The organism is Novosphingobium sp. ZN18A2 (assembly GCF_036784765.1).
In the GTDB taxonomy this organism is placed as follows: Bacteria; Pseudomonadota; Alphaproteobacteria; order Sphingomonadales; family Sphingomonadaceae; genus Novosphingobium.
The window spans coordinates 2,283,951-2,298,858 of the sequence record NZ_CP136651.1; the positions used below are offsets into that span (position 1 = coordinate 2,283,951).

The following is a 14,908-nucleotide window of genomic DNA, read 5'->3' on the forward strand; positions in this document are numbered from 1 at the left end:
GACATTCAGGGCTTAACAGTCGCTGAAAGGAGGCATGGCACTGGCGCTCTACATCCACTGGCCGTTCTGCCTGAAGAAGTGCCCCTATTGCGACTTCAACAGCCACGTGCGCGACGGGGTGGATGTGGCCGCCTGGCAGGCCGCGCTGCTGGCGGACATGGCGCACGAGGCGCGCGAAGCCGCGCAAGGCCAAACGATCGGATCGATCTTCTTCGGCGGCGGCACGCCTTCGCTGATGCCGCCCGCGCTGGTTTCGGCATTGATCGAGGCAGCGGGCAGGCACTGGCAGCTTGCCGACGACGTGGAAATCACGCTGGAAGCCAATCCCTCTTCCGTGGAGGCGGCAAACTTCGCGGCGCTGGCATCCGCGGGGGTCAACCGCGTCTCGCTGGGCGTGCAGGCGCTGGACAACGAGACGCTGCAATTTCTGGGGCGTTTGCACGACGTCGATGAAGCCCTGGCCGCGCTGGACGTGGCGCAACGCCACTTCGCGCGCGTCAGTTTTGACCTGATATATGCGCGTCCCGGCCAGCGGGCGGACCAGTGGGAGGCCGAACTGCGCCGCGCGCTGTCCTTCGGCACCGGACACCTTTCGCTCTACCAGTTGACGATAGAGCCGGGCACGCGCTTTGCCACGCTGGTGCGCGAAGGCAGGTTCGCGCCGCTGGAAGACGATCCCGCCGCAGACCTTTTCGCCCTCACCCGCGCGATCGCGGCCGACGCCGGCCTGCCCGCCTATGAAACGAGCAACCACGCCCGCCCCGGTGAGGAAAGCCGCCATAACCTTACTTATTGGCGCTATGGCGACTATCTGGGCATCGGCCCCGGCGCACACGGGCGGCGCGGACAGGTGGCCACCGTGCGTCACAAGAAACCCGAAAACTATCTGGCCGCCATCGCCCGGCAGGACCACGGCATTGCCGAGGCACGCGCGCTTTCGCGCCCCGAACAGGCGAGCGAAGCGCTGCTGATGGGACTGCGCCTTGCCGAAGGCATAGAGCCGGCCGCCCTCGCCGCGCGCTTCGGCCTTTCACCGGACCAGATGCTCGACGCCGAAAAGGTCGCCTTCCATCGCAACCTCGGCCTGCTGCGGCAGGACGGCGGCCGGCTGGCAGTGACAGAGGCGGGCGCGCCTCTGCTGGAAGCACTGCTGGGCGAGATCGTGCCCGCCGGACTGGTTGCGGCATGACGCGGGCCGACATCCTTCAGGCGTGGCACGATTACCTTGCGCTGTCGCGTCGCCGCTCTCCCCACACGGTGCGGGCCTATGGCGCAACGGCGGCGCGGCTGCTCGATACGCTGGGCGAGGATGCAAGCTGGGCTTCGCTTGCAAGGCTGGATGCCGCCGCCCTGCGCAACCACCTTGCCGCGCGCCGCGCAGAAGGAATCGGCAACGTATCCGCCGCGCGCGAACTGTCGGCGCTGAAAGCCTTCATCGCCTTCGCCCGCGAACAGGCGGGGGAGCTTGAACCGTCCGCGCCGCGCCTGCGCGGCCCGCGCAACAAGAAGGGGCTGCCGCGCCCGGTGACGCCCGACGAGGCGGTAAACCTTGCCGCGTCGGTGGCCGAACTGGCGGACGAGGAATGGATCGCATCGCGCGATCGGGCGGTCCTGCTACTGCTCTATGGCGCGGGGATGCGCATTGCAGAGGCGCTGGCGCTTCCCGCGTCGACGCTGCCACTGGGCGAATCGTTGACGATCACCGGCAAGGGCGGACGCCAGCGCGTCGTCGCGCTGTTGCCGCTGGTGCGCAAGGCGGTGGAAGACTATGCGGCGAAGTGCCCGTGGCCGCTGGCGAAGGACGAGCCGCTGTTTCGTGGCGCCAAGGGCGGGCCGCTTTCGCAAGGCATGGTGCAAAAGGCGATGGCGCGCGCGCGCCAGCTTCTGGGACTGCCCCCCACAGCCACACCGCACGCGCTGCGCCATTCGTTCGCAACGCACCTGCTGGGCGCGGGCGCCGACCTGCGCAGTCTGCAGGAACTGCTGGGCCACGCGAGCCTGAGTTCAACGCAGATCTATACCAGAGTGGACGCGGCGACGCTGCTGGATGTCTATAGAAACGCGCATCCACGGGAGCGGGATTAGAGCGTTTTCCGATCATTGCCTTCTGCGATCCGGCGTTCCGGATACGACACATGCGATGGCCCACCCCCAACCCCTCCCGCATGCGGGAGGGGAGCGAGACTTGTGCCGCCGCAGGCGGTGCTAGTCGCAGCGGGGTGGGCAATTGCGCGACAGCAGCTTGCCACTCCATTCGCACCGTTCGCGAAAATTGTCGCGTATCCGGAAACCCGCCACTTGGTCCGAAGCGCGCCCCGGCCCTCACCTAATCCCGCTTGATCACCAGCGATGCGGGCCGCTTCCTGGGCACCCAGTCGCCCTTGCCGGGGAACTTTTCCAGCACCGCGCCGTCCCACAGGCGGATGGTGCGGGCCTTGAAACGCCACTGGCCGTCTGCGCCTTTCACCGCGTGGTCTTCGTACCAGCCGGTGAAGCGCAGCACGTATGGCGGCTCGCCCTCGCACTCGGTCACGAAGGCGAAGCTGCGCATCTTTACCGAACCGTCGGCCTGCACATCGTATTGCGTCTGCGTCACGTGGTGCTGGCGACCGGGGAAGCCCGGCGCGTTGAAATAGTGCTTTGCAAGACCCCGGATGCCTTCGTGCCCTTCCCACACATCGGGGTCTTCGAACACTTCCTCGATCATCAGCGCGTCTTCGGTGAAGCACTTCAGCAGCGCCTCCGTATCGCCGGTGTCGAGCGACCAGCCATAGGCGGCGATCAGGTCTTGCAGCGCGAAACGGTCATCGGCGGAAAGCGGCGTGGTCACGGTTGTGCCCTCACTTCTTCGGGTTGTTGCGCGTAAGGTAGTGGACGATGCTGTCCAGTTCCCCGTCGCTCACTTCGGCGCGGGTGATCGCGGGCATGCCCATGATGCCGTTTCGAACCACCGCGCGGATATAACCGCCGTCAAGGTCCGTGCGGTTGGCAAGCAGCGCCTTGTCCGGCCCGCGTGTCTTCATCAGCGAAAGCGTGCCGAAACCCATCTTGAGGTGGCAATAGCCACAACGGGCCAGGAACTCCGCCTCGTCCGGGCTTTTCGCCTCCGCCGCATAGACGGGGAAATCGGCGCGCGCCTTGGCCGTGGGATCGACCGGCTTCCGGGCCAGCGCGGCACCGCCCGCGGTCAGCGCGGCGATTGCCAGGGAAAGCGTTGCGATGGTCTTCATGCCGTCCTCCCCGCGCGCAGGCGCTGCGGCCAGATGCCGTTCTTGCCCGGCGCGATGATGCCGTTGGGGTCAAGCGTGTCCTTCACCGCCTCGTTCAGCCGCATCAGCGCGCCGCCGTTGTAATCGTAGGTTTTGGAAACCGCGTCCATGAAGTCGATATGCGTGCGGTACTCGCCGTAACCCTCTGCCCGCGCGTCGGCGATCATCTGGACGAACAGGTCATGCGCCTTCGTCGTCATCGTCTCGTCGTCACGGTCGTAGATGATCATGTTGACGTTGGAGATGTGGCGGTGGCCGACGGTGAAGCTGGAATAATAGTCCAGCCCCGCCGCCTCGAAGCGTTTCTTGCGGCGCAGGAATGCCTCCCACGCCAGCTTGCCCGAAGGCGGCATGATCGGCGAGAAGCCGATGTGGCCGCCGCGCCCGCCCATCCAGTTCACCACCGCCAGCGGCAGCACGAAGGGCTTGCCCGCCGCCACCGCGAATTCCTCGCGCGGCTCACCGGCGTGCAGCGGCTTCCACGGGATCGGCTCTGCCAGCTTGTCCTTGAACGCGGCGTCGATCAGCGCCTTCTTGGCCAGCGCCACCGGCTCGTCGCCATAAACGGAGATGTGGAAGGTCCACCAGCCGACGTTGAACTTCTTCTGGATCTTTTCCGCGATGTCGTCAGGGATCGGTCCGGGACCGTCATACCAGTCGGCCCGCGTGGTCATCGCGCTGGCATCGTGCAGGTAATTGCCGAACACCACGTTGTGATCGACCACGCCCGTAAGCCGCAGCTTGGCCAGGACGTCCATCGCCCAGACGATGTCTTCCATCTTGGGCAGGTTGACGAGCGCGTGGAACGAAAGCTCCGGTTCGGGCATCATCCACATGTTGGCCTTCGTCACGATGCCGAAGTTCGATTGCGCGAACATCTGGTCCCAGCTCGGCCCGAACCCGTATTGATAGTTCGCCCAGGCCTTGTTGCCATCCATCGCGCCAAGCCCGGTGCGCACCAGTTTGCCGTCCGGCATCACCACTTCCAGCCCGCACAGCTTGCTGGTGTTATCGCCATAGGGCGTATAGCCGATACCGCGTTCCAGCGCGTTGCCGACCAGCGATCCCCAGCCGTTGGCGGGCACGGACATCCACAGCGGGATATTGTTCGCCGTCAGGTGCTGGTCCATCTGGTAGAAACCGACGCCCGGCTCGATCGTGCAATGCGCGAACTGCGTATCCACATCGAGAATCCGGTTCATCCGCGTCATGTCGACAATCGCGGTTCCGGCCATCACCGGGGCGGCCGCGCCATAACCCAGGTTCTTGCCGCGCGCGACCGGCCAGAGCGGCAGCTTGTGCCGGTTGGCAATGCCGACGATCGCCTGCACTTCCTCGACAGAGGTTGGCGCCAGCGCGCCGCAGGATTCGTGGTCCAGCCCGCTGCCCAGGGCATAGGGATCGAGATAGGTTTGCCGGTCGAGCCGGGAATCCAGAACCTTGGCGTCGCCAAGCTCGCTACGCAGCTCGGCCATCGCCTTGTCATAGGACGCGCGGTCCAATCCGGGCGGCAGGGGGGCATCGCTCATCAAGGCTCTCCTCTGGCGCGGCGTCATCGGTGCGCCGTCCCCATTGCATCTATCGTAACGATCGTTATAGTCAACCCCGCAACACAGATCGAGAGGATGGGATCAGGCATGGAACTGGCGCGACGCGAATTCATCGTGGCAGGCGGAATGGCCGCCGGGGCGATGGCGGCCCTTGGCCCCACCGCGGCCAGGGCGGCAGATCAATTCATTCCGGTGGCAATATTCGATCCGGCCCGCCCGGCCTCGAAGGCCATTGCCCGCGCGCAAGCCGGTCCCGGGACGCGCCTGGTGCCGTTGAAGGGCGATTCGGTGCGTTTCTGGCACGCTGAACTGGCGGGCCATCGCGGCCCCGTTTCCGGCTGCACGACCTGGGCAGACCTTGTCGTCCTGCGCGGCATAGCCGCCGAACAGGGCCTGCGCTTGCGCGCCGAAAAGCGCCGGGACACGCTGTTTACATGGGTGTTGGGCTGATGGAACCGCCCTTTTCGCCTTTCGAGGGCACGTCCCTTCCCACAGAGCCAAAGCTGGAATTCGCATTCGAGATTCGCATCAATTTCCAGAAGCACGAAAGCCTGCCCGACCTGCCGACGGGCGCCGGGCGCGGTTTTGTCTATATCGACAGCGGAACAATCTCCGGGCCGAAACTCAACGGCATCGTCCTGCCCGGCAGCGGCGGGGACTGGGCGCAGTTCCGCCCCGACGACGTTCTGGCAACCGACGCGCGCTATATGCTCCAGGCCGATGACGGAACGCGCATCCTGATGCACAACCGCGGATACCTGTGGGGCCGCCAGCCCGACACGATCCGGCGGATGCAGGACTGGATGTTTCGCGATGGTCCCGAAGTGCCGTTCGAGGAATTTTACCTGCGCGCTGCGCCTTCGTTCGAATGCCCGAAAGGGCCGCACGAATGGCTGATGCGGCACATCTTCATCGGGATCGGCAGCCGCCAGCGCGACGGCAACACAATCCGTTATTTCGCGCTGCTTTGACCTAATTCGCGCCGGCTTCGGCTGTCGCCTGGTCCCCGCCCAGCACGCGGTAAAGCGTCACGCGGTTGAGCACCGAGGCGAGCCGAACCGCGACTTCCGACTGCCGCGCCGAATAGAGGCTGCGCTGCGCGACAAGGCTGGTCAGGAAGCTGTCGATCCCGCCCTTGTAGCGCGCATCGGTCAACCGCGCGGTCGTGGCCGCCGCTTCGGTATTCGCATGGGCTGCGCGCAGGCGCTCGCCAAGCGTGCCCTGTGTGGCCAGCGCATCGGACACTTCGCGGAACGCCGTCTGGATCGCCTTTTCATAGGTCGCCAGCGCCGCATCGCGCTGCGCTTCGCTGACCTTTACGTTGGCGCGCGCCCCACCCGCGTTGAAGATCGAATAGCTTGCGTCGCCGGCAGACGTCGCCTTGAAAGCCCCGCCCGCGAACAGGTTCGACAGCGCATCGCTGGCAAAGCCCAGCAGGCCGGTAAGCGAGATCGACGGAAACAGTTGCGCACGCGCCACGCCGATATCCGCGTTCGCGGCGCGAAGCTGGTATTCGGCCTGGACGACATCCGGGCGCCGCAACAGAACGCCGGACCTGAGACCCGCCGGAAGCGCGGCGAAGCTGGTATCGATGCCGGCAAGGCTATCCGGCAACAGCGCGGGATCGATCTCGGTCCCGGCAAGAAGCCGCAGAAGGTTCACGTCCTGCGCCAGCGCGGTTTTCTGGACCGCGATATTGCCTTCTGCGGTCGCGAGAATTTGCTGCGCCTGGCTTAGATCGGTGCGCGGCGCGATGCCGTTGTCCAGCCTGGCGCGGGTGAGCCGCACGCTTTCGCGAGCGACATTTGCCGTCCCTTGCGCGATGGCCAGCAGATCGCGATCGGCCGCATATGTGGCCCATGCGCTGGCGATATCCGATACAAGGCCAAGCCGCACGGTCCGCGCGGCCGCTTCGGTCGAAAGCGCCCGGTCGCGCTGCGCCGCCGTGGCATTCGTCAGCTTGCCGAACAGGTCCAGCTCAAAGCTGGAGACGCCGCCCTGGACCTGGTAAAGATCGGACGTGACGGCGCTGTTGCCCGTGCCGATCTGCGTTGTGGAGGCCGACGCGCTTACGCCGATTTCCGGAAACTGGGCAGACCGGGTCACGCGGACCTGCGCGCGTGCGGCTTCCAGGTTGGCCGCCGCAACGCGAAGGTCGCGGTTATTGGCAAGCGCTGTTTCAACCAGCTTCTGCAGGCGCGGATCGCGAAAAACCCGGGTAAACGATACCGTCGGCAGGTCTGCCTCGCTTTGCGCAAGGTAGGCATCGCCTTCCGGCCATGACGCCGGGACGGGAGCTGCCGGCAATTGCGTGCGCGGCGCGAGCGAGCAGGCACTCAGCACGGCGGGCGCGGCAAGGATCACCAGGCGTTTCACGCCGTCGCCTCCCCGCCATCTTGCGCCGCAGGGTTGTCCTCGCGATGCCCCAGCTTTTCCTGCAGGGCTTTCAGCGTGTCGCGCGTGCCGCGCCGCACCAGCACGAAGAACAGCGGGATATAGAAGACCGCAAGGATCGTCGCCGCCAGCATGCCGCCAATCACCGACGTGCCGATCGCGATACGGCTGTTCGCGCCCGCGCCGGTGGAAAGGGCAAGCGGCAGCACGCCGAAGATGAACGCAAAGCTGGTCATCAGGATCGGCCGCAGGCGAATGCGCGCGGCTTCCAGCGCGGCGTCGATCACGCGCGCGCCTTTCTTTTCCTCCTGCTCGGCAAACTCGATCATCAGGATGGCGTTCTTTGCGGCCAGCCCCATCGTGGTGAGCAACCCGATCTGGAGATAGACATCGTTTTCAAGCCCGCGCAGCGTCACCGCCAGGATCGCCCCCAGAAGGCCCAGCGGAATCACGAGCAGAACCGCCACCGGGATCGACCAGCTTTCGTAAAGCGCGGCCAGGCACAGGAATACGACCAGCAGCGAAAGCGCATAGAGGACCGGTGCCTGCGTCGTCGACTGGTGCTGTTCATAGGATGAACCGGACCATTCGACGCTGGTGCCCGGAATCTTCGCCGCCAGCGCGGCTATTTCGTCCATCGCCTCGCCCGAACTGACGCCCGGCGCCGCCTGCCCCGAAAACTCGTAAGCCGGCAAACCGTTGAAGCGCGAAGTGCTGGTCGGGGTTGTTGCCCACTTGATCGTAGAGAACGCGGAAAACGGAGTCATCTGGCCGGAAGATCCACGCACATACCATTGCGAAAGATCGGCGGGGGAAGCGCGATAGGCCGCATCGCCCTGCACATAGACGCGCTTGACACGCCCCTTGTCGATAAAGTCGTTCACGTAACGGCCGCCCCACGCGGTCGAAAGCGTCGCGTTCACATCGGCCTGGGTCAGGCCATAGGCGGCAAGCCGCTGGGTATCGGTATCCACTTTCAACGTAGCGACATCGGGCAGGTCAGACAGGCGAACCGATGTCAGCTTGGGGTCCGCGTTGGCTGCTTCCAGCAGGTCGTCGCGCGCCTTGTCGAACTGCTTGCGCGTCAGGCCGCCCGAATTGCGCAGTTCCATCGTGAACCCGTCGGACGAGCTAAGCCCGCGGATCGCGCCAGGGACCATCACGAAGACCTGCGCGTCGCGCAGTCCGCGCAAGGCCTTGTTGGTTCGCGTGGCGATTGCCTGTGCGGTGTTTCCGGTGCCCGGGCGCTGGTCCCAGTCGACCAGTTTCATGAAAGCAAGGCCCTGATTCTGACCGCCTGCGCCGCGACCGCCGCCGGCGAGCACGAACAGGATGTTGATATTCTTCCCTTCCTCGTCGAGCAGGTATTTTTGCACGCGAAGCGCCGTCTTCTCCGCGCGTTCGATTGTCGCACCCGCCGGCAGGCGGAATTGCATGAACACGCTGCCCTGGTCCTCGTTGGGCAGGAACCCCGTCGGCAGACGCACGAACAGCAACGCCAGGATGCCCACCAGCACCACGTATCCACCAAGGAACATCCACTTGCGCGTGACGATCCAGCTGATCGTGTCGCGATACCGCGTGGAAAGCGCGTGGAACCCCTCGTTGAAGCGTACCTGGCCGCGGTGCATCGCGCGCGCTAACGACGGCCAGTGCCGATCCAGCCACGTCTGCCCCGGTTCGTCCGACTTGCGCTTCAGCAATGTCGCGGTAAGCGCCGGGCTCAGCACCAGGGCGACGAGTACCGAAAGAACCATTGCGGAAATGATCGTGATCGAAAACTGCTTGTAGATCACGCCGGTGGAGCCGCCGAAGAACGCCATCGGCAGGAACACGGCGGACAGCACCAGCGCAATGGCGACAAGCGCGATCTGGATTTCGCGCATCGATTCGATCGTCGCCTCGCGCGGGGTCATGCCCGGGTTTTCTTCCATCAGCCGCTCGACATTTTCGACCACCACGATCGCATCGTCGACCAACAGGCCGATGGCGAGGACAAGGCCGAACAACGTCAGGGTATTGATCGAAAATCCGACGATCGAAAACACGCCGAACGTGCCCAGCAGAACCACCGGCACCGCAATCGCCGGGATCAGCGTGGCCCGCCAGCTTTGCAGGAACACGAACATCACCACGATGACCAGAAGGATCGCTTCGAACAGCGATTTCTCCACCTCTTCCACCGACAGCTTGATGAACGATGTGGTATCTTCCGCGTAAGCGACCTGCAGTCCGTCCGGCAGCCCTTTTTCAAGGTCCGCCATACGCGCTTTGACAAGTTCTGCGGTGCGCAGCGCATCCGCGCCCGGCGACAGCGAAATCGAAATGCCCGCGCCCGGATGGCCGTTCACGCGGCGTATAGTGTCATAGGACTGCGAACCCATTTCGACGCGCGCCACATCGCCTAGCCGCACGGTCGATCCGTCCGGCGCGGTCTTTACCACAATCGCCGCGAACTGTTCGGGCGTCTGCAACTTCGACAAAGCGGTAACCGTCGCGTTCAGCATCTGCCCCTTGGGCGCGGGCAGACCGCCGATCTCGCCCGCCGCTACTTCGGTGTTCTGCGCTTGAATCGCGGAGATAACGTCGCTGGGCATAAGACCCACGGCCGCGAGTTTCTGCGGGTTGAGCCAGATCCGCATCGCATGCGGCGCACCATAGACGTTAACGTCGCCCACGCCTTCCACGCGCGACAGCGGGTCCTGGATGTTCGATGTGACATAATCGGCCACATCGTCGTTCGACCGCGTGTTGGTCTTGTCGAAGACCACCAGCAGCAACAGCCGGTCGGGATTGGATTTCGTAACCGTCACGCCTTGCGCCTGGACCTGCTGCGGCAAGCGCGGGATCGCGGACTGGACCTTGTTCTGCACCTGGACCTGGGCAATGTCCGGATTCGTGCCCTTGGCGAAAGTGGCGGTGATCGATGCAGAGCCCTGCGAACTCGATTGCGAGCTGAAATAGAGCAAACCGTCGATACCGGTCAGCTGCTGCTCTATGATTTGCGTTACGCTGTTTTCGACCGTTTCCGCGGAGGCGCCGGGATAATTGGCGCGAATGTGCACATTGGTGGGCGCGATGTCGGGATACTGCTCTATCGGCAGGGTCAACAGCGCGCCGATGCCGCCCAGCATGACGATGATCGCCAGCACCCAGGCAAAGATCGGCCGATCGATGAAGATGCGCGACATCTGGTCGTCAGCCGCCCTGCTTGCCCGCGCCGCCGGCCGGTGCGCCCACCTTCTGCGGCGTGGACGCCGGCACGGCCTTTACCGGCGTACCGCTCTTCAGGTTGTTGAGCCCTTGCGTGATGACCTTGTCTCCGGGAGCGAGCCCGCCGGTCACCACCCAGTTTTCGCCCGATGTGCGGTCGGCGGTGACGGTACGCCGCATGGCCTTGCCGTCCTTGCCGACAAGCATGACATAGGCCGCACCGGTGAAATCGCGTTGCACGCCCTGTTGCGGAACAAGATAGGCGTTCCTGTCCGTTGCCTGGTCGAACACGGCGTTTACGAACATACCGGGCAGCAGAAGCCCCTTGGGATTGGGAAAACGCGCGCGCAGGGTGACCGTGCCCGTACCCTGGCTGACCGTCACTTCCGAGAACTGCACTTTCCCGACAAAGCCATAGTCGCTGCCGTCGTCCAGCTTGAGGTGTACTGTCGTGCTGCCGGGAGAAACGCCGCCCGCGGCGAGTTTCTGCCTCAGCCGCGTCAGGTCGCCCGCCGATTGCTGCATATCGACGTAAACCGGATCGGTACGCTGTATGACGGCAAGCGGTTCGGTCTGGTTTCCGCTGACCAGCGCACCGACGGTAAATAGCGATCGCCCTATGCGCCCGCTGATCGGCGCGGGCACGGTTGTGAAGCGAAGGTTCACCCTGGCGGTCTGAAGCGCGGCGCGTGCCTGTGCGACTTGCGCCTTTGCCTGTCGGGACGCGGCCAGCACATCGGTGTAATCCTGCTTGGCCACTGCTTCCATTTCGACAAGCGGCTTGTACCGCTCTGCCTTGGCGCTCGCTGCCTCTGCGCTCGCCTGCGCGCTGGTCAGGTTGGCCTGCGCTTGGGCGACCGCGGCACTGTAAAGGCTGGGATCGATCTGGAACAGCGGCTGGCCCGCCTTCACATAGCCGCCTTCGTCGAAGAAGCGGCGCTTGATCAAACCGCTGACCTGCGGCCGCACTTCGCTTGTCTCGAAGGCGACGACGCGCCCGCCGAGGTTCACGGGGACCGGCACCGACGATGGCTTCACCGCGACAAAGCCGACGGTCGGCGCCGGGCGCTTCGCATTCTGGGCATCGCCGCCCGAACAGGAAACGAGCGCAAGGGAAACCAGGGCGGGCAGCCCGAATCTGACGACTGGCGGGACGCGCATAGGGTGCTTCGTCTGCTCCGGTTTATCTGGTCGCAAGGTTAGGATTTGCATCCTTTTGCTGCATCTGCTCACAAATGCAAGCATGCTTCCTTTCACTGCGACAATTTGTGACATTGGCAACCACCCTATGCCGGACTTGCCTTAATCGATCGATTAAACCTAAGTACCCTCCCGGAAAACGCATTCGCGCAAAATTTGGCTTTTGGGAAAGTCTGGAAGGATCAAGGCATGGCGGATCAACCGTTGATCGTGGAACGTCGCGACGAAGTGGAAATCGTGACACTCAACCGGCCCGACCGGCTCAATGCCATGAACGAGGGCCTGATCTTCGGCTTGCGCGATTATTTCACGGGGCTGGCCGACCGGCAGGACGTTCGCGTGGTGATCCTGCGTGCCGAAGGCCGGGCGTTTTGCGCCGGGCTCGATTTCGGGGCGTGGAAGAACGACGGATCGCGCGGGGCCATGCAACACGTCTGGCGCACGCAGCGTACGATCGCCAGCGTCATGCAGGCCATGCGCAAATGTCCGCAACCCGTCATCGCCTGCGCACAGGGTGCGGCCTGTGGCGGCGGCTTTTCCCTGCTGCTGGCAAGCGACGTGCGGTACGGAACGCCCGATCTCAGGATGAATGCCGCCTACATCAAGATCGGGCTTGGCGGGTGCGACATGGGCGCCAGCTATTTCCTGCCGCGCCTTGTCGGATCGTCGGTTGCCAGCGAATACCTGCTTACCGGGCGCTTCATGGTGGCGGAAAAGGCGCTTTCCTGCGGGCTTGTGAGCGAGATCGTCCCGCAGGAAGGGATTCTGGACAAAGCGCTGTCGCTGGCCGGTGAAATGCTGCTGACCAGCCCGATGGGCCTGCGGCTTACCAAGGACGCGCTGAACCTCAACATCGATGCCGCATCAATGGAACACGCATTTGCCATCGAAGACCGGCAGCAGATCCTGCTAAGCCCGACCGAAGACGCGCTTGAGGCGCGCACCGCCTTCCTGGCAAAGCGCGCGCCTGAATTTCACGATCGCTGATCGGGCCTGGAGGTGAGCGTCTAGGCCGACTGTCCGCGCCCGCGTTCCATCACCGCGCGGCGCCGTGCCTCCACATCGCCTGCGGCAACCTGTCGATTGGCGGCAGACGAAGCCGCGTGTTCGTGCGCCATGCCGTCTGAAAAGGTCATTCCATAGCCTTCGTCTATCAGGCGTTTGTAAGTCTGCACCATCACCGGCTCCACGCCCGCGATATCGTTCGCCAGCCGTTTCGCCTCGGCCAAGAGATCGGCTTGCGGCACGACGCGATTGACCAAGCCCCATTGCGCCGCCGTCCGCGCATCAAGGAAATTGCCCGACAGCGAAAGTTCCTTGGCGCGGCCGATACCGATCATGCGCGACAGCTTTTGCGACAAGCCCCACCCCGGCATGATCCCCACGCGCGCATGCGTATCGGCAAAGCGCGCGTTTTCGCCCGCGATCAGGATATCGCAGGCAAGCGCGACTTCGAACCCGCCGGTGATCGCAACGCCGTTGATCGCTCCGATGACGGGCTTGGCGCACTGTTCGATCGCCTTCACCGGATTTTCGTTGGCGCCTTCCGCATTCGCCGCGCCCAGGTTCGACGTGTCCGAGCCCAGTTCCTTCAGGTCGAGCCCGGCGGTAAACGCGCGATCGCCCGCACCCGTCAGGATCACGCAGCGCACATCGTCGTCCGCCGCGACCGTGCGCATCGCCGTCGCCAGTTCGGCCCGCAACGCGCGCGATAGCGCATTCATCGCCTCCGGACGGTTCAGCGTGACGATGGCCACGGGGCCGTCGCGTTCTATCGTTACCAGCATCGTCATCGCTCCCTTACATGCGCGTGCGGGCGCTTTGCCCGTCATCGATACGAATTACCGCGCCCGTCACGCATTCGCTGGACGGCCCGACCAGATAGAGCAGCGTCGAATCCATCTGGGCGGGCACCGGAACGCGCTTGCGCGGCAAGTGCGGCGCGGGATTGCCGCCCATCCGTTCGAACATGCCGTCGGTCATCTCGGAAACGAACATGCCCGGCGCGATGGCGTTCACGTTGATGTTGTAATGCGCCCATTCGACCGAGAGCGCCTCGGTCATGCGCGCGATCGCGGTCTTTGTAACGGCATAGAGCGCTGCCCCGCCCCCGTCATATCGATAGTGCGCGACCGAGCTGATGTTGACCATCCGCCCCGGTTTCTTCGCCGCGATCAGCCGCCGCGCCACTTCGCAGGAAAGAACCCATGGGCCGCGAAGGTTCACGCCGATCACGTTGTCGACCAGGTCCAGGCTCATCTTGTGCGCACGTTGTGCATCGGGCATCCCCGCGTTGTTCACAAGGATATCGACAATGCCGAAGGCGCCTTCGGCCGCGTCCACGGCGGCGATCATCGAATCCGCGTCCGTCGCGTCCATCTGCACGGCAATCGCTTCGCCACCCGCCCCGCGGATCTCATCGGCCAGCGCCTCTAGCCGGTCCTTGCGCCGGGCGCACAGCGCCACTTTTGCTCCCTTGGCCGCCAATACGCGGGCGAACCGTGCGCCGAGGCCGGACGACGCGCCGGTTACAAGCGCAACGTGGCCGGAAAGATCGGTGGAGTCGTTGGGAAGCGGGAAATCGGTCATTGTCGGTCCTCCTCGGGGTGTGCCGGACCCGGATGCGCATGACCGGAAGCAGAACCGCAGGACCGGATGATCCGGCGCGCCACTGTGCACAGGCCCGTTGTCGGAAACGGCCCTGTCTTCTCTCCCGTGTCGCGGCGTCCGTTCCGGCGCGGATCACGAATTTAATCGTGCACTTAAACCCGGCGCGGTCAAGCGCGACTTGGGGCAAGAGGCGCTATTTCCGGTCGATCGGGATAACCGCGACGGTAAACCGCGAGATGCAGACCAGCTTCCCGGCCTCGTCCTCGATCCGGATCGACCAGACGTGGGTGGTGCGCCCGATATTTTCCGGACGCGCCGTGGCGTGGACGAATCCGGAATAGGCCGGGCGGATGTGATTGGCGTTGATTTCCATGCCGACCGCCACGAACCGCGTCGGATCGACACACATCGAGGCCGCCATCGAACCTACCGTTTCGGCCAGCGCCACCGATGCCCCGCCATGCAGCCGCTGGAACGGCTGCTGTGTGCGTTCGTCGACCGGCATGCGCGCGGTAATCCAGTCGTCTCCGCAATCGACGAATTCCATGCCGAGGTGCGCCGGCATCGCCTTCGCCCCCAGCCGCGTCAGCCGTTCCATCGACGGCTTTTCGTTGTTCCACCAGATCATGAGCGCGTGTCTGGCCCAAGCGGCAGTCGGTTGCAATCGGGAAC

General features: G+C 64.5%; 14 protein-coding genes. 5 read left to right on the forward strand and 9 right to left on the reverse strand.

The features are described from left to right. Positions 1 to 34 precede the first annotated feature (34 nt). Together hemW and RXV95_RS10960 are read left to right on the forward strand one after the other, a co-directional pair. Positions 35 to 1,189, forward strand: a complete 1,155-nt coding sequence (hemW, locus tag RXV95_RS10955; RefSeq protein WP_338466088.1) for a radical SAM family heme chaperone HemW — start codon at positions 35 to 37, stop codon at positions 1,187 to 1,189. Beyond that, on the forward strand, positions 1,186 to 2,085 hold the full coding sequence (locus RXV95_RS10960) for a tyrosine recombinase XerC (RefSeq protein ID WP_338466089.1): 900 nt from the start codon (positions 1,186 to 1,188) through the stop codon (positions 2,083 to 2,085). The genes hemW and RXV95_RS10960 overlap by 4 nt, the downstream gene beginning before the upstream one ends. A 241-nt stretch (positions 2,086 to 2,326) precedes the next feature. On the opposite strand, the gene RXV95_RS10965 is transcribed toward RXV95_RS10960, so the two are convergent. The 3 genes from RXV95_RS10965 to RXV95_RS10975 are packed head-to-tail and all read right to left on the reverse strand — an operon-like array spanning position 2,327 to position 4,798. Continuing rightward, positions 2,327 to 2,830 (reverse strand): nuclear transport factor 2 family protein, encoded by a 504-nt coding sequence (locus RXV95_RS10965; RefSeq protein WP_338466090.1) that lies wholly within the window; start codon positions 2,828 to 2,830, stop codon positions 2,327 to 2,329. A 10-nt stretch (positions 2,831 to 2,840) separates the two neighbouring features. After that, complete coding sequence (locus RXV95_RS10970; RefSeq protein ID WP_338466091.1) at positions 2,841 to 3,230, reverse strand: cytochrome c; 390 nt, start codon at positions 3,228 to 3,230, stop codon at positions 2,841 to 2,843. Further along, a complete protein-coding gene (locus RXV95_RS10975) occupies positions 3,227 to 4,798 on the reverse strand; it encodes an FAD-binding oxidoreductase (protein ID WP_338466092.1) in 1,572 nt (523 codons plus the stop codon). Before RXV95_RS10975 ends, RXV95_RS10970 begins: the two co-directional genes overlap by 4 nt. 108 nt (positions 4,799 to 4,906) lie before the next feature. On the opposite strand from RXV95_RS10975, the gene RXV95_RS10980 reads away from it, so the two are divergent. Together RXV95_RS10980 and RXV95_RS10985 are read left to right on the forward strand one after the other, a co-directional pair. Further along, on the forward strand, positions 4,907 to 5,269 hold the full coding sequence (locus tag RXV95_RS10980; protein WP_338466093.1) for a hypothetical protein: 363 nt from the start codon (positions 4,907 to 4,909) through the stop codon (positions 5,267 to 5,269). Beyond that, the gene (locus RXV95_RS10985; protein ID WP_338466094.1) at positions 5,269 to 5,790 is read left to right on the forward strand and encodes a DUF3237 domain-containing protein; all 522 of its coding nucleotides are present in this window, start codon (positions 5,269 to 5,271) and stop codon (positions 5,788 to 5,790) included. Before RXV95_RS10980 ends, RXV95_RS10985 begins: the two co-directional genes overlap by 1 nt. A 1-nt stretch (position 5,791) precedes the next feature. Here the strand turns inward: RXV95_RS10985 and RXV95_RS10990 are convergent, their stop codons facing one another. The 3 genes from RXV95_RS10990 to RXV95_RS11000 are packed head-to-tail and all read right to left on the reverse strand — an operon-like array spanning position 5,792 to position 11,587. After that, positions 5,792 to 7,195, reverse strand: coding sequence for an efflux transporter outer membrane subunit (locus tag RXV95_RS10990; RefSeq protein WP_338466095.1), 1,404 nt, complete (start codon positions 7,193 to 7,195; stop codon positions 5,792 to 5,794). Next, the gene (locus RXV95_RS10995; protein WP_338466096.1) at positions 7,192 to 10,404 is read right to left on the reverse strand and encodes an efflux RND transporter permease subunit; all 3,213 of its coding nucleotides are present in this window, start codon (positions 10,402 to 10,404) and stop codon (positions 7,192 to 7,194) included. The genes RXV95_RS10990 and RXV95_RS10995 overlap by 4 nt, the downstream gene beginning before the upstream one ends. A gap of 7 nt (positions 10,405 to 10,411) precedes the next feature. After that, the gene (locus tag RXV95_RS11000; RefSeq protein ID WP_338466097.1) at positions 10,412 to 11,587 is read right to left on the reverse strand and encodes an efflux RND transporter periplasmic adaptor subunit; all 1,176 of its coding nucleotides are present in this window, start codon (positions 11,585 to 11,587) and stop codon (positions 10,412 to 10,414) included. A 228-nt stretch (positions 11,588 to 11,815) separates the two neighbouring features. Between RXV95_RS11000 and RXV95_RS11005 the strand changes: the two genes are divergently transcribed. Continuing rightward, the gene (locus tag RXV95_RS11005; RefSeq protein ID WP_338466098.1) at positions 11,816 to 12,613 is read left to right on the forward strand and encodes an enoyl-CoA hydratase/isomerase family protein; all 798 of its coding nucleotides are present in this window, start codon (positions 11,816 to 11,818) and stop codon (positions 12,611 to 12,613) included. 20 nt (positions 12,614 to 12,633) lie between these two features. Here the strand turns inward: RXV95_RS11005 and RXV95_RS11010 are convergent, their stop codons facing one another. From RXV95_RS11010 to RXV95_RS11020, 3 genes are all read right to left on the reverse strand, one after another. Continuing rightward, on the reverse strand, positions 12,634 to 13,419 hold the full coding sequence (locus RXV95_RS11010; protein ID WP_338466099.1) for an enoyl-CoA hydratase: 786 nt from the start codon (positions 13,417 to 13,419) through the stop codon (positions 12,634 to 12,636). Positions 13,420 to 13,426: 7 nt separating this feature from the next. Then, positions 13,427 to 14,215, reverse strand: coding sequence for an SDR family NAD(P)-dependent oxidoreductase (locus RXV95_RS11015; protein WP_338466100.1), 789 nt, complete (start codon positions 14,213 to 14,215; stop codon positions 13,427 to 13,429). 214 nt (positions 14,216 to 14,429) lie between these two features. Then, complete coding sequence (locus RXV95_RS11020) at positions 14,430 to 14,864, reverse strand: hotdog fold thioesterase (RefSeq protein ID WP_338466101.1); 435 nt, start codon at positions 14,862 to 14,864, stop codon at positions 14,430 to 14,432. Positions 14,865 to 14,908: the final 44 nt, after the last annotated feature.

Excerpts from the sequence above, each read along its gene's own strand:
- hemW (WP_338466088.1), top strand. The coding sequence starts at position 35 with ATGGCACTGGCGCTCTACATCCACTGGCCGTTCTGCCTGAAGAAGTGC.
- RXV95_RS10960 (WP_338466089.1), top strand. The coding sequence starts at position 1,186 with ATGACGCGGGCCGACATCCTTCAGGCGTGGCACGATTACCTTGCGCTG.
- RXV95_RS10970 (WP_338466091.1), bottom strand. The coding sequence starts at position 3,230 with ATGAAGACCATCGCAACGCTTTCCCTGGCAATCGCCGCGCTGACCGCG.
- RXV95_RS10975 (WP_338466092.1), bottom strand. The coding sequence starts at position 4,798 with ATGAGCGATGCCCCCCTGCCGCCCGGATTGGACCGCGCGTCCTATGAC.
- RXV95_RS10980 (WP_338466093.1), top strand. The coding sequence starts at position 4,907 with ATGGAACTGGCGCGACGCGAATTCATCGTGGCAGGCGGAATGGCCGCC.
- RXV95_RS10985 (WP_338466094.1), top strand. The coding sequence starts at position 5,269 with ATGGAACCGCCCTTTTCGCCTTTCGAGGGCACGTCCCTTCCCACAGAG.
- RXV95_RS10995 (WP_338466096.1), bottom strand. The coding sequence starts at position 10,404 with ATGTCGCGCATCTTCATCGATCGGCCGATCTTTGCCTGGGTGCTGGCG.
- RXV95_RS11000 (WP_338466097.1), bottom strand. The coding sequence starts at position 11,587 with ATGCGCGTCCCGCCAGTCGTCAGATTCGGGCTGCCCGCCCTGGTTTCC.
- RXV95_RS11005 (WP_338466098.1), top strand. The coding sequence starts at position 11,816 with ATGGCGGATCAACCGTTGATCGTGGAACGTCGCGACGAAGTGGAAATC.
- RXV95_RS11010 (WP_338466099.1), bottom strand. The coding sequence starts at position 13,419 with ATGACGATGCTGGTAACGATAGAACGCGACGGCCCCGTGGCCATCGTC.
- RXV95_RS11015 (WP_338466100.1), bottom strand. The coding sequence starts at position 14,215 with ATGACCGATTTCCCGCTTCCCAACGACTCCACCGATCTTTCCGGCCAC.
- RXV95_RS11020 (WP_338466101.1), bottom strand. The coding sequence starts at position 14,864 with ATGATCTGGTGGAACAACGAAAAGCCGTCGATGGAACGGCTGACGCGG.